Below are 19359 nucleotides of genomic sequence, written 5' to 3'. Positions count from 1 at the left end.
GCGGCTTCCTAGACTGGTCGGATGCGAGCAGTCGACGCATGCCTGCGTATGTGGAGGTCTTGATGGAGGTGCTGGTCCGAGCCGCTGCCGCTGAGGACTCGGAGCAGGTCTGGCCGTTGGCACACGACTTGGCGACGTCCTACGTGGTCGATCCAGGTGCATTCACAGCGACCTTCGAGCGATTGGTCGAGAGATCGGACGCACTGCTGCTGGTGGCCGTGGCGGATGGTCAGGTCGTCGGCTACCTGCTGGCGCAGCAGCACCACACCTTCCATGCCAACAGATCGGTTGTTCGGGTCGAGGAGGTGATGGTGAGTGAGGTGCGTCGAGGCCGTGGTGTTGGTCGAGCGCTGATGACGAAGGTCGAGGGGTGGGCTCGCGATCGGGAAGCTGCCTACATCGCCTTGGCGACCCGTCGCGCCGCCGATTTCTACGCCACGCTCGGATATGAAGCCTCGGCGACGTACTTCAAGCTCGCGCTGTGAGCGGGCGCCCCGGCCTGAGTGATATATCAGCCTCGACCTCGACGGATTGCGGGGGTTTGCCCTGGTCCGGAGCTGGTCGGTGCGCGTATCAATCAACTTCCGTCCGGATCGGTCGAGCCGGCGCTGGATGACTCACCTGCTGGACCGCGCGACCGCCCGGAGAGCACCATCGGCAGCTCTGGAGGACCGGCGGAGCGGAGCTTCCTGGAAGTGCAGCGACTCATCGAAGATCTCGATCGATGGACGCTATTCCCATCATGCAAGACGCCGGTGTGCTTCGGTTCGGGTCGGCCGCATACGCTGACCACTAGTTCATCCAGAGGGGACGAGGGAACGGCCCTACGACTCCCCGGCAACCGGCCGACCGATCGGACACGGTGCCAACTCCGACCAGGTCGAAAGCCGATCTGGTGCAGATGATGAAGGACTGAATGATGACCGCGGTCTTCTCGGCCGACCCCGCCACCGGCTGTCGTCCTGGTGCTTTCGGCAACGCTACCCACCTGATCTGTCGCGCCTGTGGTGCACATAGCCCGCTCGGCCCGTTCTATGCCTGCATGGAGTGTTTCGGCCCGCTCGAGGTCGGCTACGCCTTCCCGACCATCACCCATGCCGAGATCGAGGCCGGGCCCAAGTCGATCTGGCGGTACGCGCCGCTGCTCCCGGTGCCGGCCGACATTTCAACCTTCCGCTCCACCGACCCGGGCTTCACCAGGCTGGTCGATGCTCGGCAGTTGGCCGACGACATCGGCTTGCGTCAGCTGTGGGTCAAGGACGACACCGGCAACCCGACCCACTCGTTCAAGGATCGGGTCGTCGCCGTCGCATTGTCGGCGGCCCGCGAGCTCGGCCTGCAGGTGCTGGCCTGTCCCTCCACGGGAAACCTCGCCAACGCCGTCGCCGCGGCAGCTGCCCGGGCGGGTATCAAGAGTGTGGTTCTGGTGCCGGAGAACCTCGAGAAGCAGAAGATCCTCGCCTCGGCTGTCTACGACACCACGCTGATCGCCGTCCACGGCAGCTACGACGACGTGAACAAGCTGGCCAGCGAGATCGCCGCCGAGGAGGAGGGCTGGGCATTCGTCAACGTCAACGTCCGCCCCTACTACGCCGAGGGCTCCAAGACCTTGGCGTTCGAGATCGCCGAGCAGCTCGGCTGGCGGCTGCCCGACCAGGTGGTGATCCCAGTTGCCTCCGGTTCTCAGCTGACCAAGATCGACAAGGGCTTCGCGGAGTTGATCAAGCTCGGGCTGGTCGAGGAGAAGCCGTACAAGATCTACGGCGCTCAGGCCACCGGCTGTTCCCCGGTCGCCCATGCCTATCGCGAGGGCTGGGACATCGTGCAGCCGGTCAAGCCCAACACGATCGCCAAGTCGCTGGCCATCGGCAACCCGGCCGACGGACCGTACGTGCTGGATGTCGTCCGCCGCACCGGTGGTGCGATCGCCGACATCGATGACGACACCGTCGTAGCCAACATTCAGCGGCTCGCCCGGACCGAGGGCATCTTCGCCGAGACCGCCGGCGGAGTGACTGTTGGTGTCACCGCCAAGCTGGTTGCCGACGGGTTGCTCGATCCGGACCAGGAGACGGTGCTGATCAACTCCGGCGACGGTTTGAAGACCCTCGATGCAGTGGCCGATAGAGTCGGTCCGAAGACCACGATCCCGCCTCGCTACGAGGCGTTCACCGAATTCTGGAAGGCACGAGGCTGATGACCGCCAGCGTCCGCATCCCCACGATCCTGCGCAGCTACACCGGCGGGGTGAGCGAGGTCCCGGCCGAGGGCAGCACCCTGGCCGAGGTGCTGGACTCCCTGGAGTCCAACCATCCGGGCATCCGGACCCGGGTGCTCGACGACGCCGGCGCGCTGCGTCGCTTCGTCAACGTGTACGTGGGCGACGACGACGTACGGTTCATCGGCGGGCTGGAGGCCACGGTGGCCGACGGGGCCAAGGTCTCGATCATCCCGGCCGTCGCCGGCGGCTGAGCGCTTGAGTTCCGCTGGCCCGTGTTGAGCGGGCCCAGCGACTGCCGCGCCCGGGGCTGATGGCCCTGTGGTCCGGGCACTGTCGCTCCTACGTTGAATCTGAAGGCGTCCTTGACCAGGCGCCTGCCCATCAGATCAGCGAGGAGAACTTTCATGAAGGCGCTGCGCTACAGCACGGTCGGACAGCCTCCGACCATCGAGAACATCCCGGTTCCCGAACCGGTCGGCGGACAGGTCCTGCTGAAGGTCCTGGCCGCGGGAGCGTGCCATTCCGACGAGTTCGTGATGAGCCAGCCGGTCGAGGTGCTCGGGGCACTGGGCATCGGGTTGCCACTGACGCTGGGCCACGAGGGTGTCGGCGAGGTCGCCGCACTCGGACCGGCCGCGACCGGGGTCGAGATCGGCGATCAGCTGGCGGTCTTCGGCGGCTGGGGATGCGGGCGCTGCCACACCTGCGCCACCGGTGCCGAGCAGTATTGCGAGCGGGCCGCGACGCTAGGCATTCGGCCGCCCGGGCTCGGCAACCAAGGATCGATGGCGGAGTACCTGCTGGTGGACGACGCCCGCCACCTGGTTCCGCTCGACGGGCTCGATCCGGTGATCGCGGCTCCGCTGACCGATGCTGCGCTGACCCCGTACCACGCGATCAAGCCGGTATTGCCCAAGCTGGTGCCCGGCAGCACGGCAGTGGTGATTGGTGTCGGCGGACTGGGGCACCTGGCGATCCAGTTGCTCCGGGCCCTCTCGGACTGCCAGGTGGTCGCGCTCGACATCGGCGCCGACAAACTGGCCTTCGCCAAAGAGATGGGCGCGCACCATGCGTTCACCTCCGACGACAGCGCGATCGAGGCCGTCCGCGAGGTCACGGGCGGGAAGATGGCGACCGCGGTGTTCGACATCGTCGGGATTCAGCCGACCTGCACACTGGCGTCGAGGATGGTCCACTTCCAGAGTGAGATCGTCGTCGTCGGGGTGGGGGACGGCGCGGTGCCCGTGGGGTTCTTCACGCTGCCGTACAACACCGTCGTCCGAGCTCCCTACTGGGGCACGATTCCCGAGCTGCACGAAGTGCTGGCCCTGGCTCGCTCGGGGACGATCTCGGTCGAGACGGAGACGTTCGCCCTCGACGACGCGGCGACGGTGTACGAGCGGATGCACGCCCGTACGCTCCGTGGCCGCGCCGTCGTGGTGCCTGCGTGAGCAGCGTGATTCGTCACTCGCTGTTCCGCTGCGCGCCGTCTGAATCGATCTTCCCTCCTCACTCGCGACGAAAAGCGTGTCGCTCGTTCGTCAGTCCAGATCGATTCGGGCGCTCCGCTGCACGGCCGCTCGCGACGGGCTCCTCCTCGCTGCGCTCGTCGTCGGGGTGGGGCGACGTTTGACCGCCATCTCGCACTGTCGGTAGTAGCAGGCACGATGGTGGGCATGGCAGCAGACAGCACGCTCGCACTGTCCAGTGAGGATGCACTTCGTCGGGTCATCGCCGCGATGGCGGGCCCCGAGGCGAGGCCCCGTGACGACCAGCTCCGCGCAGTCGCGGAGCTGGTCGACCATCGGCGCCGGGTGCTGGTGGTGCAGGCGACCGGTTGGGGCAAGTCGGCGGTCTACTGGGCCGCGACCACCGCGCTGCGTTCGCAGGGTGCGGGCCCGACCTTGGTGGTGTCACCGCTGCTCGCGCTGATGCGCGACCAGATCGCCGCCGCTGAGCGGGCGGGATTGCGTGCGGCCACAGTCAACTCGACCAACATCGACGAGTGGGACGTCGTGCTGGCCAACCTGTCGGCCGGGATGATCGATGTGCTGCTGATCTCGCCGGAGCGGTTGGCCAACCCTGGCTTCGCTCGGCGGCTGCCCGAGCTGCTGGGCTCCTGTGGCCTGCTGGTGATCGACGAGGCCCATTGCGTCTCGGACTGGGGCTTCGACTTCCGGCCGGACTACCAGCGACTGACCCGTACGCTGCTGGCGCTGGCGCCCGACACCCCGGTGCTGGCTACCACAGCTACTGCGAACCAGCGGGTCACTGTCGACGTCGCTGCTCAGCTCGGCGATGACACGGTCACGTTGCGCGGCTCGCTGGCTCGTGCGTCGCTGCGGCTCGCGGTGGTGCCCGGGCTGGAGCCACTGGAGAGGTACGCCTGGGTTGCCGACGCGCTCGCGCAACTCCCAGGTTCGGGAATCATCTACGTCCTCACCGTCGCTGAGTCCGAGCGGGTCGCCGGCTTCCTGCAGAGTCTGGGTCACGATGTCGCCGCCTACTCCGGCCAGACGCAGAACCGCGCCGAACTGGAGGATCGGCTGCGCCGTAACGAGGTCAAGGCGCTGGTCGCGACCTCGGCGCTGGGCATGGGCTATGACAAGCCGGACCTGGCGTTCTGCCTGCACCTGGGGTCGCCATCGTCGCCGGTGGCCTACTACCAGCAGGTCGGTCGCGCCGGTCGTGCGCTGGCTGACGCAACGGCCGTGCTGGTGCCCAGCGAGGCCGATGAGCGTATCTGGGACTACTTCGCGACCGCGGGCATCCCCGTCGAGGCCCAGGTGGAGCGGATCCTCGAGGTGCTGTCGGAAGAGCCTCAGTCGCTGCCGGCGATCGAGACCGCCACCGGGATCCGGCGTGGCCGGCTGGAGACCGTGCTGAAGATCCTGGCTGTCGACGACGCCGTGGTGCGGCAAGGCTCCGGTTGGGTCGCGACCGGTAATCGCTGGTGGTTCGACGAGGCCAAGTGGTCAGCGCTACGGCAGGTTCGGGCAGCCGAGGCCGATCTGATGCGGCGCTATGCGCACGGCGAAGGCTGTCTGATGCAGTTCCTGCAGCAGGCGCTGGACGACCCTGACCCAGCACCGTGCGGGCGGTGCTCGGTCTGCGACGGTCAGCTGCCGCCGCCAGGAACTCGTCCCGATCCGGGCACCGTCGAAGCGGCTCGTCGCTGGTTCCGCGTCCAGGATGTGGTCATCGAGCCGCGGAAGATGTGGGTCAGCGGGCTGCCCGGCAAGCGAGGCAAGATCAACTTCCTGGGCGAGGGTCGGGCGATGGCGTACGCCGACGATCCCGCCTGGTCGACGGTTCTGGCCGAGCTGTGGCGACAGGACACGCCGGCGCCACCTGAAGTGCTGGACGCCGTGGTCGAGGTGCTCAAGCGATGGTCGCGAAGTTGGCAGCGACCGACCGCGGTGGTGCCGATGCCGTCCCGCCGCTATCCGACGCTGGTTCGGTCGGTGGCCGAGCACCTCGCGACCATCGGGAGGTTGCCGCTGGTCGAGGCGCTGGCGGTGTCGGGCCCGCCGCCGACGGAGGATGCCGCGTCCAGCGTCCGGGCCAAAGACCTGCTGGCGCGTACGTCGCTGGTGCCGGGAGTGGCGCTGTCCGGGCCGGTCTTGTTGGTGGACGACCGGATCCGGACTCGGTGGACGGTGACCGTCGCCGGATCCTTGCTGGCTGGCGCCGGTGCTGACACTGTCCTGCCGCTGGTGCTGCATCAGCTCCCGTGACGCGGTTTCGTGTCTCGGAGGAATGATCATTGGCGAATGCTGACTGCCACTCCGCTAACCTGGGCCATCTGGGGGTAATGAGTCGGTCGATGGGGTCCTTGGAGCGGCAATGACGAGAAGTCGTGGTCAACGGGCCGCCGGTGAGATCACGGCGAGCAACCCGATCCGGCTCGGTGTCATCGACGATCACGAAGCCATCCGGATCGGTGTCATCGGTGCTGCCCAGCTGGAAGCCAAAGCGAAGGCGGCGCCGATCCGAGTCACCTGCCAGGCCGCCACCGTCGACGAGCTGATCGCCGCTGGTCGCGACGCGTGCGAGATCGTCGCGCTGGATCTCGGGCTGGCCGACGGGTCGAGCCCGGCGAGCAACATCGGTCGTCTGCTCGGACACAGCTGTGATGTCGTCGTCTACTCCCTCGCCGACGACCGGGCGGTGCTGCGGGAGGCGATGTCGGCCGGTGCTGCTGGGTATGTCCGGAAGAGTGAGCGAGTGGGCAGGCTGCTGGAGATGGTTCGTGATGTGCACGCCGGACGACCGGTGATCTGTCGCGAGTTCGCGGCTGTGGTGGATGACGACCCGCAGTTCGCTCGTGCCGAGCTCACCGACAAGGAGCGGGAAGCCGTTGGTCTCTATGCCTCGGGCTTGAGTGTCGAGGCAACCGCGCAGCGGATGCAGTGCACGGCCGCGACGGCCAAGACCTACGTCGATCGGGCTCGAGCGAAGTACCAGGCTCAGAACCGGCCGGCCGGCCAGAAGGTGCAACTGTTCGTCAACGCCGTCGAGGACGGCATCCTCCCGCCGGTGCTTCCCCGATCGAGGCGATGAGCCCGACCACCAGCCGCCGCAGCCATCGAGACGCCGCAGACTCGTTCATCGCCCGTGCTGTGGCGATCTTCGTCATCGCGATGTCCGCGCAATCGATGGGTGGAGTGATCGCGCAGTCACCGCGGGTGGCGCTCTGGTGGCTGATCGTCATCGGCTCGTTGATGGCGTGGTCGGGCTGCTGGGTGACCGTCTCGGGCCTGTTCGGTCGGAGTCCTCGGCTCGCACTGACGATCTTCGCGCTCGCAGCGATCGTCGGGCTGGCGCTGTGGCCGGTCGCGCACCCGACCGCCGACTCCGGTCCGCCATGGGTCTGGAACGTACTCGGGCTGTCCGTCGCCTGCGTCGCCGCGGCCTGGGGTCAACGGTTCGCGCTGATATACACGGGAGTGACGGCGGTGATCCTGGCTGTCGTTCGGCTCCTGCCGTCCGGTGGTGCGGCTAGTTGGGCTGCGTCGCTGCAGGACACAGCCTTCCTGGTGGCGGCCGGACTCGCGTTGACGGCGGCGATTCAAGCTGTCCGGGTGGGCGCTGAACGAGCCGACGCCAGTGCGCTGGCGGCAGCGAACGCACACCACACGTCGGCGGTGGCGCGGGCGCGACTGATCGAGCGACACCGGCTGGGCGCGATCCTGCATGACTCGGTCCTGAGTGCGCTGGTCTCGGCAGCGCGCGCCAGGACTCCAACGCAGCGGCAGTCTGCCGCGGAGCTGGCGGCGGCCAGTCTGCGTCGGCTCGAGGACTACGGTCGAGCCCGGACGGCGCCGACCACTCGGATCTCGCAACTCCCGGATCGCCTGCAGTCCACCGTCGAGGCGGCAGCGCTGCTACCGGTCGACATCTACGCCAGCCTGCCGGTTGGCGTCGACGCCGAGCTCCCCGGCGATACCGCGGAGGCGCTCTTGGCTGCAGTCCACGCGGCCGTGGACAACGCGAGCCGGCACTCGGGAGCCGCGCGGATCACGGTCCGGATGATCGTCGACCTGTCGATGATCGGAGACTCGCCGTCTCGCCGACTGCGCGTCGAGATCTCCGACGACGGCCGGGGGTTCGACCCGTTGGCGGTCTCGTCACGCTGCCTCGGCGTCCGGCTCTCCATCATCCAGCGGATGCTCGATGCCGGCGGTACTGCCGTCGTCGACTCCGCCCCCGGACAGGGGACCCGAGTGATCCTGGAGTGCGAGGTGGTCGGATGAGGAGGGCGATCCCTACCGCGTACCTGATTGCGCTGGCAGCGGTCTTCGCGGGCGTCCAGGTCATGCTCGGGATCGCGTCTCACTCGCTCTCCTCGAGTCCCGGAGCCAGCGCGATCGCGATGATCGTCTACGTGGGGTTGATGGTGATCGTCCTGGCCCCACGCCCGGATGGGCTCCCACGACCGGTCGCGATGCTGCTGGTGACCGGCGTGGTCGTCATCACAGTGCTGGTTCAGTCCGGTCTGTCGCGCATCGCCTGGCCCGGGTACGCGGCCTGGCACCTGGCGGCCTTGCAGTGCCTGTTCGTCGTCATCGCCGTACGCCGCAGCCCGATCGCCGCATTGCTCGGGTGCGGACTGTTCACTGCGCTCACGCTCTGGTGGTCGCTGCACACGGTCGGCGGAATCGCCATCGGGTTGCGGATGGTGCTGGCGCCGGTGCTGTTCACACTGGTCGCTGTCGCGCTGATGCGCTTCCTGTCCGTCAATGACCGGAGGGCAGCCGACCAGACCCGGCAGGCGCTCGCGCTGCTCGACCAGGCGGCGCTCGCCGACGCCCACCGCGTTCAGGCCGAGTCGTGGGCCAGAGATGTCGCCGAGATCGCGGGTCCCCCGCTCCGGCTGGCAGCTGATCCCGAGGCTGTGCTCACCGAGGACGATCGGGCCCGGATGCTCGTCGCGGAGGCATCACTTCGTGACCGGATCCGAGGCGGTGTCTTGGCGACTCCGGCGATGCTCGCGGCGATCGCCGCGGCCCGCAGTCGGGGTGTCCAGGTCAGCCTGCTCGATGATCGTGGTGAGGATCTGGAGGAGCGTGCGATCGCCGACGTCAGCCAGGCGATCGCCGCGCTCGGTCCGCGTCTGCACGGTGGCCGGTTGACGATCCGCGCGCGGCCGGTGCAGTCCTGCCCGCCGCAGGTGACGATTGCGTACGCCTCGGACGATCCAGAGGGGGAGGCCGAGTACCTGGAGTTCTGAGCAGCGTGGGACGCATCCCTCGTACACGGTTTGCGCGATCTTGTCGGCCTCGCTCGATCTATAGGTAGTGCGGAGCCGACAAGATCGAGCAGCTTTGGGTCCACGTGAACGAAAGGAGCGCACCCGTGGTGGGCGCGCTCCCGTCGCGTTCAGGGGCGGCCGGTCCTTCAGGTCCCCAACCTCGGAGGACTGCCCTCCCTGCGGAATGGCCCATGGCGACGGACGCGGAGGCGATGTGTCCCCAGCACACCGTTCGCTGAAGGTCCCCAGGGGGACTCCCGTCGCACGTGGATCATTCCCTAGTTGAATTTTGTTGTAGCCCGCCTGCTGGTGCCAAACCGTTGTCCACCGTTTGGTGGACAAGACCTCCGATGTCGACCCGTCGGATCGTCAGACGAGCGGAATCCCGTAGACCACCACGGCCGCCAACAAGACGCCGCTGACCGCCAGGTTGACCCATCTGCCCTTGATCTGGCAGCCGTCCATGGACGCAACGGCTGTCAGCAGCACCACCGTGGCGAGGCCCGGCTGGAGAAGTGCCTCCCGGCCCACCAGCACGATGATGCTCAGGGCGATGGCGAGCCATGCGGCCACTGGTATTCGTGCCCATGCTCGACGCTGACGCCGTTCCAGCAACCAGTCCGAGAACCTGCCGCCCACCACCTCGTTTGCGATCAGACCCACGATGCGGATGACGAGGAGGCCGATGGGATGACCCAGAGCGCAATCCGTCGTGCCACGTCATTCCTCCGGAATAGCTGGTAAGCGGTTGGTTCCTACCTTCGAACCGATCCACGCTGAGATGACGTCACTGTCCTTGGGCGAACGGATTCCTCTGCGGGTGCCGGACACTGGCATTTCGTGCGAGCCGATGCGCCTGACTATGAGATCCTTCCTGACGGAAAATTACTGTCAGGATGGTCCTGCTTGCCAGTTGCTGTAGGCCGTTCGGTGGACATGGCAGGCGGGGGATTCCCGGCCTGGACGCAGGGCGCAGGTGGTCTCGGGCGATCCCCGGGGGGAATCACTTGCACTCATCTGTCAGGTTTGGTCCATGAATGTGTTTGGTGACCGCGATCCGCACTCCGTCTCCTGCTGGCTGACCGACATGGACGGAGTGCTCGTCCGTGAGGAACGAGCCATTCCGGGAGCCGCGGACTTCATCGAGACGCTCGAGCGGTACGGACGCCGCTTCCTGGTGCTCACCAACAACTCGATCTTCACTGCCCGTGATCTGCGGGCGCGGCTGCTGGCCAGCGGCATCGACATCCCCGAGGAATCGATCTGGACCTCGGCGCTGGCCACCGCGCAGTTTCTCGCCGACCAGGCACAGGGCGGCTCCGCGTACGTGATCGGAGAGGCCGGCCTGACCTCGGCATTGCACAATGCCGGCTTCATCCTGACTGAGACCGATCCCGACTACGTGGTGCTGGGGGAGACCCGCACCTATTCCTTCGAGGCGATCACCAGGGCGATCAGGCTGGTCGAGAGGGGTGCCAGGTTCATCGCCACCAACCCGGATGTGACCGGTCCGTCACCGGAAGGCTCGCTGCCGGCCACCGGCTCGGTGGCGGCGCTCATCTCCCGGGCGACCGGCGTGCAGCCGTACTTCGTGGGGAAGCCCAATCCCTTGATGATGCGATCGGCGCTCAATCGGATTGACGCCCACTCCGAGTCGACTGTGATGGTGGGCGACCGGATGGACACAGACGTCATCGCCGGCATCGAGGCCGGACTGCGTACGGTCCTGGTGCTCACCGGCTCCACCCGGGCCGAGCAGGTCGCCGGCTTCCCCTACCGGCCGACCCGGGTGGTCGACTCGATCGCCGACGTGGTCCCGTTGATCGCCGAACTGGCGCCTCACGAGGACGAGGAGCTGTCCGCCGACTGAGCTGTCGGCGCACCGGTGAGTCCGGCCGGCGAGCTCAGTCCGCAAGCAGCGGCGCGCACACCTCGAGATCGCTCGCCCGGTCGAGATCGGGCAGCGCCAGGAAGATCGTCTCGACCCCGAGCCCGGCCAGCTCGGCGTAGCGGCGGCGGTGAGCCTGCGCGGTGCCGACCGGGTGACGGGCCGCGTATGCCTGCGCGCTCAGCCGGCCTCGGACCCGCTCGACCCGGCGGGCGACGTCGTCTCGGTCACGACCGATCAGCGGTAGATCGAGCACCGTGATCGCCGACTCCCGGCCGGCCGCCTCGCGGTAGCCGGTGAACACCTCGATCTTGCGGGGCAGCGCGTCGTCGGTCCGCAGGTTGCAGCCGTCGGCCAGCTCGGCGGCGATCCGCAGCGTACGGCGTTCGCCGCCTCCGCCGACGATGATCGGCAGCGGGCCGACCGGTCGGGGATAGCAGGTCGTCTCCGGCAGGCCGACACCTCGACCCTGGTAGGGCTTGGTGCCGGCCGCCCACAGGGCGCGCAGGGTCTCCACCGTCGCCGCCAGCCGATCGAGGCGCTGCCTCGCGGCCGGGAACTCGATCCCGTACGCGGCATGCTCCCGCTGCCACCAGCCCGCGCCCAGCCCGCAGAACGCCCGGCCGCCGCTGAGCGCATCAAGGGTGGCGGCGGCCTTGGCGATCACCCCGGCGGGCCGGAGCGTGACCGGTGAGACGAGCGTGCCGAGCCGCAACGCGGTGTCCAGGCCGGCCAACAGCCCAAGGCTGACCCACGGCTCCGGAATAGCCTCCCAGGCCCGGTCGACCTGCGGGATCTGGATCAGGTGGTCCATCAGGGCGATCCCGGCGAACCCGACCTGGTCGGCGGTCTCGGCGACCTGCCGCAGCCAGCGGGCCGGGTCCTTGCCCCAAGGGAAGCGGGAGAGCTGGAGGATCACGTGTGTTCGACCCTGCTCGGCGGCGGAGATGGAGACCGGGGCGGTCCGCGGCGCGGCCGGCGCGTCGGCGGCGGTCAGCACGACGACCCGGTCCCAACCTTCGGAGTTGGCTTGGGCCCTGAGCTCGCGGACCCGGCGAAGCTGGCCGGTGAGCGCCTCCGCCGGCACGGGCCGGTCGCGTTCGGCGTTGCGGATCCGGCACAGCCGGGCCGGGGCGTCGAGGATGACCAGGGCCGTGGCCAGCCCGGCGGCTCGGGCTCGATCGAGATAGTCGACCCGGCGGCCCGGCTCCAGGCCGAGGGTGTCGATCACCGTGGTCAGGCCGCGGCGGAGTCGGGCGTCGATCACCAGGTCGGCGACCGCGAATGCGTCGGCGGAGGCATCGAGGTCGGCCGGCCCGGTGCCGACGGCCGCCCGCAGCGCATCGGTGGAGACGATCTCGCCCCGGGCGTAGTGGGCCGCTGCCCAGGTCGACTTGCCCGACCCGGCGGCACCGGCCAGCACCACCACGCAGGGGTCTGGCAGTGGCTGCGAGCTGTCGACCCAGGTCACCCGCTCATCTTGCCCGCCGGCCGGTGGAGAGCTGGTGCGGGGTCAGCGCCGCGGCAGCAGTTGATGCTCGGTGGGCTTGCGTGGCATCAGCGCGATGCCGATGAGCATGACCACGGCGACGACGGCCGAGGCGATGAACACCTGATGCAGGGCGTCGAACAGCTGACCGGCAGCGACCCCGTCGATGCTGATCCCGCCGTGGTCACCGGATCCACCGGCTCCGCCGGCGCCGACCAGGGCGGCATTGGCGAGTGCGCCGAAGACAGCGATCCCGACTGCCGACCCCATCGAGCGGGCGAACATGTTCGTCCCCGTCACCACGCCGCGGACCTGCCACTCCGCCTCCGACTGGGCCGCGATCAGGGTTGGGCTCGCGATCCAGCCCATGCCCAGCCCGATGACGAAACAGGTCGTCGCGACCAACCAGACAGATGAGTCGACGGCCAGCGTCGCGAGCAGACCGAGACCTACCAGAGCCACCACGGCGCCGATCAGCCCGGTCGAGCGAAAACCGATCCGCAGATAGACCCGGCCTGCGGTCGACGCGGCGATCGGCCATCCGATCGTCAGAGCCGCGACGGCGAAGCCGCCGACCAGCGCGTTGTGGCCGAGCACGCCCTGGACATAAAGCGGGACATACGAGGTGAGGCCGACGACGATCGCCCCGACGGCGAGGCTGACCAGGTTGGTGGTGTTGAACAGCCGGGACCGGAAGACCCAGCCGGGGATGATCGGTTCGCTGGCCCGCCGCTCGATGAGCGCGAACGTGATCAGCAGCAGGGTGCCTCCGCCGAGTACGACGACGCTCGCAAGTGAGCGCCACGGCCAGAGCACGCCACCCTCCAGTAGGCCGAGGATGAGCAACGATGATCCGGCGGTCAGCACGATCGCGCCGGCGAAGTCGATGCGGTGGCGTACGTGCTCGATGTCCTCGTGGAAGCGCCGCAGCAGGGTCCAGCCGGCGAACAGCGCCAGGGGGATGTTGACGAAGAAGATCCAGCGCCAGTTCAGTGTCTCGACGAAGATGCCGCCGAGTGCCGGACCGACGACCGCGGAGATGGCCCACACACTGGCCACGTAGCCCTGGACGGTCGCCCGCTCGGCGAGTGTGTAGAGGTCGCCGACGATGGTCATCGAGGTGGGCATGATCGCACCGGCGCCGAGTCCCTGGATGCCGCGGAAGGCGATCAGGGCCGGCATGCTCCAGGCCAGACCGGACAGGATGGATCCGAGCAGGAACAGCCCGACGCCGATCAGCATGATCGGCTTGCGGCCGTACTGGTCGGAGAACTTGGCATAGATCGGCACGGAGACCGCCTGTGCCAGCAGGAAGATCGAGAACAGCCAGGGGAACTGGTGGAAGCCGCCGAGGTCGCGGACGATCGAGGGAACGGCCGTCGCGAGGATGGTCGAGTCGATCGCCACCAGCCCGACGCTGAGCATCATCGACAACAGGATCGGGCCACGGGTGGACCGTAATCCGACCTCGGCCCGGCTCACCCGGCTCGCCTGCTGTTGCGCCATGACTGATGCCAACCCGCGGCCGGTCGATTGCATTCCCGAACTATGGACCCAATCAATGCCACTCGGTCGGCTGAGCTGCTGGGGCTACTGACTGGGCCTACTCCCACTGGGCCTACTCCCACTTCGCACCAGCTGGATGTACTGCGCCCCACGTGTACGGGGTGCGAAGAGGGCAGTTGGTGCGAAGTGGGGATTGGGGTGGTGTGACCTGCGGTCGCCGGTCCGGCTGGCGCCGCCGGGTCAGAGATGTACGCGGCTCTGACGGGATGCTGAGTCGTTTTGCGCCGCCGGGCCACCGACGATCACCAGTTGCGCGTGCGTGGCGTACGTTTTGCGCCGCGGGGCCATGGACGCTCGTTGAGCGGGTGTGTGCGGCGTACGTCTTGCGCCGCGGGGCCATGGACGGTCGCTGACCGGGTGTGTGCGGCGTACGTCTTGCGCCGCGGGGCTACGGACGGTCGTTGAGCGGGCGTGTGCGGCGTACGGTTCGCGCCGCGGGGCCAGAGATAGGCGCCGGAGCGGCGACTTCTGGCTCTGTCGGGTGGGATCGTTGATCGAGAAGGAGGCAAGGCACCTGTTCACGGCCGAATCAGGTGCCAAACCTCCTTCTCGCGGGGACCTGCGCCGAGGGCGTGGGCCGAAAGGGACCTACCTGCACCCGCCTCCACCACCGACCGCCGAGATCCCGCATCGACCTCGCACCATTTATCGACTTCCCCGGCTTCGCACCATTTGCTGTCGCGGCGCACCATGCGTGCCTGGTGCGCAGTCGCATCAGGTGGTGCGAAGTGGGAAAGAGAGGTGGGGAGCTGACCCGAACCGGCCGGGAATCGATCCGAACCGGCCGGGAATCGACCCGAACCGGCCGGGAATCGACCCGAACCGGCCCGGAACCGGCCCGAACCGGCCCGGAAGTGATCCCGGACCGGTCCAGAGCAGGATCGATCAGTACGCCGGCGGGGTGTGCCAGATGCGGTCGATGTAGTCGCGCATCGAGCGATCGGAGGAGAAGAACCCGCAACGAGCCACGTTCAAGATCGCGGCCCGGGTCCACCACTCGGTGTCGGCGTACGCGGCAGCGACCTTGTCCTGCGCCTCGATGTAGGACTCGTAGTCGGCCAGGGCCATGAAGCGGTCCTCGTGCAGCAGATTGCCGACCACCGACGCGTACATGTCCCGGTCACCGTTGGAGAAGGCACCCTCGGCGATCAGGTCGATCGCCCGCTTCAGGCTCTCGTTCTTCTCGTAGTACGAACTGGGCACGTAGCCCCGCGCGTACAGGTCCTCGACCTCCGGTTCGAGCAGCCCGAACAGGAAGAAGTTGTCGTCCTTGACCAGCCGGCGGATCTCGACGTTCGCGCCGTCGTCGGTGCCGATGGTGAGCGCGCCGTTCAGGGCGAACTTCATGTTGCCGGTGCCGGAGGCCTCCTTGCCGGCCAGCGAGATCTGCTCGGACAGGTCGGCCGCCGGGATGACCTTCTCGGCCAGCGTCACGTTGTAGTTCGGCGGGAACAGCACCTTGAGCCGACCCTCGACTCGGGGGTCGCTGTTCACGACCGAACCCACCCCGTTGATCAGGTGGATGATGTCCTTCGCGATCTTGTAGCCAGGCGCTGCCTTGGCACCGAAGATGAAGGTGCGGGGCGTGATGTCGGCCGCGGCCACCTCGCCGGAGATGATCCGGTCGTACTCGGTGACGATGTGCAGCAGCTTCAGGGTCTGCCGCTTGTACTCGTGGAGCCGCTTCACCATCACGTCCAGCATGTGGGTGTCGTCCACCGAGGTGCCGTCCCGCTGCTCCAGCACCCGGTTCAGCCGGCGCTTGTTGTGCGCCTTGACCTCGCGGAACCGCTCGCGGAACTCCTCGTCGGTCGCGTACGGCTCCAGTTCCCGCAGCCGCTCCAGGTCGGTCAGCCAGCCCACCCCGATGGCGTCGGTGATCAGTTCGGACAGCGCTGGGTTGGCGAGCTTGACGAAGCGCCGCGGGGTGACGCCGTTGGTGACATTGGTGAACTTGCCGGGATAGAACTCGTCGAAGTCGGGCAGCACCTTGTCGCGCAGCAATTGCGAGTGCAGTTCGGCGACACCGTTGACCTTGGCGCCGGCGACGGTGGCCAGGTACGCCATCCGGACCGCCCGCTCGGGGAACTCGGCGATGATCGACATCCGGGAGATCCGCAGGTGATCACCGGGGAACCGCTCGGCGACCTGCTCCAAGAACTCCTCGTTGATCCGGTAGATGATCTCCAGGTGACGGGGCAGCAGCCGTCCGAGCAGCTCGACCGGCCAGACCTCCAACGCCTCCGGCAGCAGAGTGTGACAGGTGTAGGCGAAACACTGCTGGGTGATCGCCCAGGCCTCGTCCCAGTCCATCTTCTTCTCGTCGACCAGCACCCGCATCAGCTCGGGCACGCCGATCACCGGGTGGGTGTCGTTGAGCTGGAAGATCACCCGGTTGGGCAGGTTGTGCAGGTCGTAGTCCTTCGGCAGCAGATAGCGCAGCAGGTCGGCGATCGAGGCGGCGACGAAGAAGTACTGCTGCTGCAGCCGCAGCTCCTTGCCCTGCGGCGTGGAGTCCTCCGGATAGAGCACCTTGGAGATGTTCTCCGCGTACGTCTGTGCGCGGACCGCCTCCTCGTAGTCACCGGAGTTGAAGATCCGCAGGTCGAAGGCATCGGTGGCCACCGAGCGCCACAGCCGCAGCGTGTTCACCCGGCCGTTCTGGTAGCCGGGGACCATGTAGTTGTACGGGACCGCCTTGACCTTCCAGCCCGGCACCCAGCGGCTGCGCTCGACCCCGTCGGTGTCGGTGTAGTGCTCCGTGTGGCCGCCGAAGTTGATGGTCTGGGCAGCCTCCGGATGCGGGAACTCCCACGGGGCGCCGAGGGTCAGCCACGAGTCGGGCTGCTCGACCTGCCGGCCGTCGACGAAGGTCTGGCGGAAGATGCCGTACTGATACCGGATCCCATAGCCGACACACGGCACGTTCATGGTGGCCAGCGAGTCGATGAAGCAGGCGGCCAGACGACCCAGGCCACCGTTGCCGAGTCCGGGCTCGACCTCCTGGGCGCGCAGATCGGCGAGGTCGATGCCGCACTGGTCCAGGCCCTCTTCGACGATCTCGGTGAGACCGGTAGCGAGCAGGGCGTTGCCCAGCTGGCGACCCAGCAGATACTCCGCAGACAGATACGCCACGCCCTTGGCCTGGCTCTGGAACTGGCGACGCAGGGTCTCCAGCCAGCGGGCCATCAGATAGTGGCGGACGGTCTTGGCGAGCGCCATGTACTGGTCGTTCACCGTCGAGGTGGACAGGGCTACACCCTGGCCGAAGTTGAGCTCACGGAGGAACTCCTTGACGAACCCGTCCACCGAGCTGGGCGGCGACCCGACGGGCGCGAGCGCGAGCGCATGGGTCGGCTTTCGCTTCGTCGGCCGGCTTTCCGCGGTTGCGGTATCGGTGTCGTCAGTAGATGCGGGCGCAGGATCAATATCGGTGACGACCTCCAGCTCGAGGTCGTCGTTCAAGGTAGTGGCGTTGTCGGACACGGGGTAACGGTAGCGTCGTCCGGCCTCTCTCGTGTCATCCGGCACTCGATATGTTTGCACTCGCCATGCCAGAGTGCTAAACATGGTGTTAGCACTCTCGCATTGAGAGTGCTACCTCACCAAGCGGTGAGCCCACGCGTCGCGGCCACCCGGCAGCGGCGTACGGGCGTCCGTCGCGGGCATCGCTCGGGGAGACCCAGAAACCTATCCATACCACCGTGCGGGGACATACCCCGCTCGCGGGAGGACTCGCGGAGAACATGCCGAAACTGATTCAGTTCAACACCGAGGCGCGACGCGGCCTCGAGCGGGGGATGAACATCCTCGCGGACGCCGTCAAGGTCACCCTGGGCCCCAAGGGCCGCAACGTCGTGCTGGAGAAGAAGTGGGGTGCCCCGACCATCACCAATGATGGCGTGAGCATCGCCAAGGAGATCGAGCTCGAGGACCCGTACGAGAAGATCGGCGCCGAGCTGGTCAAGGAGGTCGCCAAGAAGACCGACGACGTCGCGGGCGACGGAACCACCACCGCCACCGTGCTGGCCCAGGCCATGGTGCGCGAGGGTCTGCGCAACGTGACCGCCGGCGCGAACCCGATGGCCCTCAAGCGGGGCATCGAGGCCGCCGTGGCCGCCCTGGTCGCAGAGCTCGCAGCGACCGCCAAGGACGTGGAGACCAAGGAGCAGATCGCTGCCACCGCCTCCATCTCCGCCGCTGACACCCAGGTCGGTGCGATCATCGCCGAGGCCATGGACAAGGTCGGCAAGGAAGGCGTCATCACCGTCGACGAGTCGAACACCTTCGGCCTGGAGCTCGAGCTCACCGAGGGCATGCGGTTCGACAAGGGCTACATCTCGCCCTACTTCGTCACCGACACCGAGCGCATGGAGACCGTGCTCGACGATCCGTACGTGCTGATCGTCAACTCCAAGATCAGCAACCTCAAGGAGCTGCTGCCGGTCCTGGAGAAGGTCATGCAGAGCGGCAAGCCGCTCGTCGTGATCGCCGAGGACGTCGACGGCGAGGCTCTGGCCGCGCTGATCGTGAACAAGATCCGTGGCACCTTCAAGTCCGTCGCCGTCAAGGCTCCGGGCTTCGGTGATCGTCGCAAGGCCATGCTGACCGACATCGCGATCCTGACCGGTGGCCAGGTCATCTCCGAGGAGGTCGGCCTCAAGCTCGACGGCGTCGAGCTGGAGCTGCTGGGCCAGGCTCGTCAGGTCGTGGTGACCAAGGACGAGACCACCATCATCGAGGGCGCGGGCGACTCCGAGCAGATCGCCGGCCGGGTCAACCAGATCCGTAACGAGATCGACAACTCCGACTCCGACTACGACCGCGAGAAGCTGCAGGAGCGGCTGGCCAAGCTGGCCGGCGGCGTGGCCGTGATCAAGGTCGGCGCGGCCACCGAGGTCGAGCTGAAGGAGCGCAAGCACCGGATCGAGGACGCCGTCCGCAACGCCAAGGCTGCGGTCGAGGAGGGCATCGTCGCCGGCGGCGGCGTGGCTCTGCTGCAGGCTGCGCAGCACGCCAAGGTCGACCTGGACGGTGACGAGGCCATCGGTGCACAGATCGTGTTCACGGCGGCTGAGGCGCCGCTGCGGCAGATCGCCTTCAACGCCGGTCTGGAGCCGGGCGTGGTGGCCGAGAAGGTCCGCGGACTGGCTGCCGGTCACGGTCTGAACGCGGCCACCGGTGAGTACGTCGACCTGGTGCCGGCCGGCATCATCGACCCGGCCAAGGTGACCCGGTCCGCGCTGCAGAACGCGGCGTCGATCGCGGCCCTGTTCCTCACCACCGAGGCCGTCATCGCCGACAAGCCGGAGAAGGCTGCGCCTGCTCCGGGTGGCGACATGGGTGGCGGCATGGGCGGCATGGACTTCTGATCTGAGGTTCTGACCCGCTCGGCTATCGAGCAACAACCGGAGGCGGTCCCCAGCTGGGGGCCGCCTCTG

The 19359-nt window shown here is 67.7% G+C and carries 14 protein-coding genes and 1 riboswitch; of the genes, 10 read left to right on the top strand and 4 right to left on the bottom strand.

Translation table 11 applies throughout. The annotated features are described in order from the left end of the window. The first annotated feature begins 38 nt into the window (after positions 1-38). From MLP_RS22680 to MLP_RS22645, 8 genes are all read left to right on the top strand, one after another. Positions 39-485 (top strand): GNAT family N-acetyltransferase, encoded by a 447-nt coding sequence (locus MLP_RS22680; RefSeq protein WP_013865538.1) that lies wholly within the window; start codon positions 39-41, stop codon positions 483-485. 309 nt (positions 486-794) lie between these two features. Continuing rightward, positions 795-908, top strand: a riboswitch (SAM riboswitch). A gap of 8 nt (positions 909-916) precedes the next feature. Continuing rightward, a complete protein-coding gene (gene thrC, locus MLP_RS22675) occupies positions 917-2197 on the top strand; it encodes a threonine synthase (protein ID WP_013865536.1) in 1281 nt (426 codons plus the stop codon). Next, positions 2197-2472: a MoaD/ThiS family protein gene (locus tag MLP_RS22670; protein ID WP_013865535.1), complete on the top strand. Its 276-nt coding sequence runs from the start codon at positions 2197-2199 to the stop codon at positions 2470-2472. Before thrC ends, MLP_RS22670 begins: the two co-directional genes overlap by 1 nt. Before the next feature lie 153 nt (positions 2473-2625). After that, the gene (locus MLP_RS22665; protein WP_013865534.1) at positions 2626-3672 is read left to right on the top strand and encodes an NAD(P)-dependent alcohol dehydrogenase; all 1047 of its coding nucleotides are present in this window, start codon (positions 2626-2628) and stop codon (positions 3670-3672) included. A gap of 225 nt (positions 3673-3897) precedes the next feature. Further along, the gene (locus MLP_RS22660) at positions 3898-5958 is read left to right on the top strand and encodes a RecQ family ATP-dependent DNA helicase (protein WP_156821264.1); all 2061 of its coding nucleotides are present in this window, start codon (positions 3898-3900) and stop codon (positions 5956-5958) included. A 109-nt stretch (positions 5959-6067) separates the two neighbouring features. Continuing rightward, positions 6068-6784: a response regulator transcription factor gene (locus tag MLP_RS22655; protein WP_013865532.1), complete on the top strand. Its 717-nt coding sequence runs from the start codon at positions 6068-6070 to the stop codon at positions 6782-6784. Then, positions 6781-7977 carry a sensor histidine kinase gene (locus MLP_RS22650; RefSeq protein ID WP_013865531.1) on the top strand — a complete coding sequence of 399 codons (1197 nt, stop codon included), beginning with the start codon at positions 6781-6783 and terminating at the stop codon, positions 7975-7977. Before MLP_RS22655 ends, MLP_RS22650 begins: the two co-directional genes overlap by 4 nt. Then, a complete protein-coding gene (locus tag MLP_RS22645; RefSeq protein WP_041790495.1) occupies positions 7974-8954 on the top strand; it encodes a hypothetical protein in 981 nt (326 codons plus the stop codon). Before MLP_RS22650 ends, MLP_RS22645 begins: the two co-directional genes overlap by 4 nt. 390 nt (positions 8955-9344) lie before the next feature. Here MLP_RS22645 and MLP_RS22640 read toward each other — a convergent pair whose 3' ends face one another. Continuing rightward, a complete protein-coding gene (locus MLP_RS22640) occupies positions 9345-9548 on the bottom strand; it encodes a hypothetical protein (protein ID WP_013865529.1) in 204 nt (67 codons plus the stop codon). Positions 9549-10008: 460 nt separating this feature from the next. Here MLP_RS22640 and MLP_RS22635 point away from each other — a divergent pair, with 460 nt between their 5' ends. Next, the gene (locus tag MLP_RS22635) at positions 10009-10845 is read left to right on the top strand and encodes an HAD-IIA family hydrolase (RefSeq protein ID WP_013865528.1); all 837 of its coding nucleotides are present in this window, start codon (positions 10009-10011) and stop codon (positions 10843-10845) included. Between the two features lie 34 nt (positions 10846-10879). On the opposite strand, the gene MLP_RS22630 is transcribed toward MLP_RS22635, so the two are convergent. The 3 genes from MLP_RS22630 to MLP_RS22620 all read right to left on the bottom strand — a co-directional run bounded on the left by MLP_RS22630 (position 10880) and on the right by MLP_RS22620 (position 17404). Further along, complete coding sequence (locus tag MLP_RS22630) at positions 10880-12334, bottom strand: LLM class flavin-dependent oxidoreductase (RefSeq protein ID WP_013865527.1); 1455 nt, start codon at positions 12332-12334, stop codon at positions 10880-10882. 42 nt (positions 12335-12376) lie between these two features. Beyond that, a complete protein-coding gene (locus MLP_RS22625) occupies positions 12377-13858 on the bottom strand; it encodes an MDR family MFS transporter (protein ID WP_041793254.1) in 1482 nt (493 codons plus the stop codon). A gap of 945 nt (positions 13859-14803) precedes the next feature. Beyond that, entirely contained in the window at positions 14804-17404 is a 2601-nt protein-coding gene (locus tag MLP_RS22620) for a glycogen/starch/alpha-glucan phosphorylase (RefSeq protein ID WP_013865523.1), read from the bottom strand. A 260-nt stretch (positions 17405-17664) separates the two neighbouring features. On the opposite strand from MLP_RS22620, the gene groL reads away from it, so the two are divergent. Next, positions 17665-19290 carry a chaperonin GroEL gene (gene groL / locus MLP_RS22615; RefSeq protein ID WP_013865521.1) on the top strand — a complete coding sequence of 542 codons (1626 nt, stop codon included), beginning with the start codon at positions 17665-17667 and terminating at the stop codon, positions 19288-19290. Positions 19291-19359 lie beyond the last annotated feature (69 nt).

Source organism: Microlunatus phosphovorus NM-1, assembly GCF_000270245.1.
Lineage (GTDB): Bacteria > Actinomycetota > Actinomycetes > Propionibacteriales > Propionibacteriaceae > Microlunatus > Microlunatus phosphovorus.
Note: the sequence above shows the minus strand (reverse complement) of the source record. Positions and strands in the feature narration are given on the sequence as shown.

Bases quoted from the DNA above. Each gene is read 5' to 3' on its own strand.
- MLP_RS22635 (WP_013865528.1), top strand. From the start codon at position 10,009: ATGAATGTGTTTGGTGACCGCGATCCGCACTCCGTCTCCTGCTGGCTG.
- thrC (WP_013865536.1), top strand. From the start codon at position 917: ATGATGACCGCGGTCTTCTCGGCCGACCCCGCCACCGGCTGTCGTCCT.
- MLP_RS22670 (WP_013865535.1), top strand. From the start codon at position 2,197: ATGACCGCCAGCGTCCGCATCCCCACGATCCTGCGCAGCTACACCGGC.
- MLP_RS22655 (WP_013865532.1), top strand. From the start codon at position 6,068: ATGACGAGAAGTCGTGGTCAACGGGCCGCCGGTGAGATCACGGCGAGC.
- MLP_RS22645 (WP_041790495.1), top strand. From the start codon at position 7,974: ATGAGGAGGGCGATCCCTACCGCGTACCTGATTGCGCTGGCAGCGGTC.
- MLP_RS22665 (WP_013865534.1), top strand. From the start codon at position 2,626: ATGAAGGCGCTGCGCTACAGCACGGTCGGACAGCCTCCGACCATCGAG.
- MLP_RS22660 (WP_156821264.1), top strand. From the start codon at position 3,898: ATGGCAGCAGACAGCACGCTCGCACTGTCCAGTGAGGATGCACTTCGT.
- groL (WP_013865521.1), top strand. From the start codon at position 17,665: ATGCCGAAACTGATTCAGTTCAACACCGAGGCGCGACGCGGCCTCGAG.
- MLP_RS22680 (WP_013865538.1), top strand. From the start codon at position 39: ATGCCTGCGTATGTGGAGGTCTTGATGGAGGTGCTGGTCCGAGCCGCT.
- MLP_RS22650 (WP_013865531.1), top strand. From the start codon at position 6,781: ATGAGCCCGACCACCAGCCGCCGCAGCCATCGAGACGCCGCAGACTCG.
- MLP_RS22625 (WP_041793254.1), bottom strand. From the start codon at position 13,858: ATGGCGCAACAGCAGGCGAGCCGGGTGAGCCGGGCCGAGGTCGGATTA.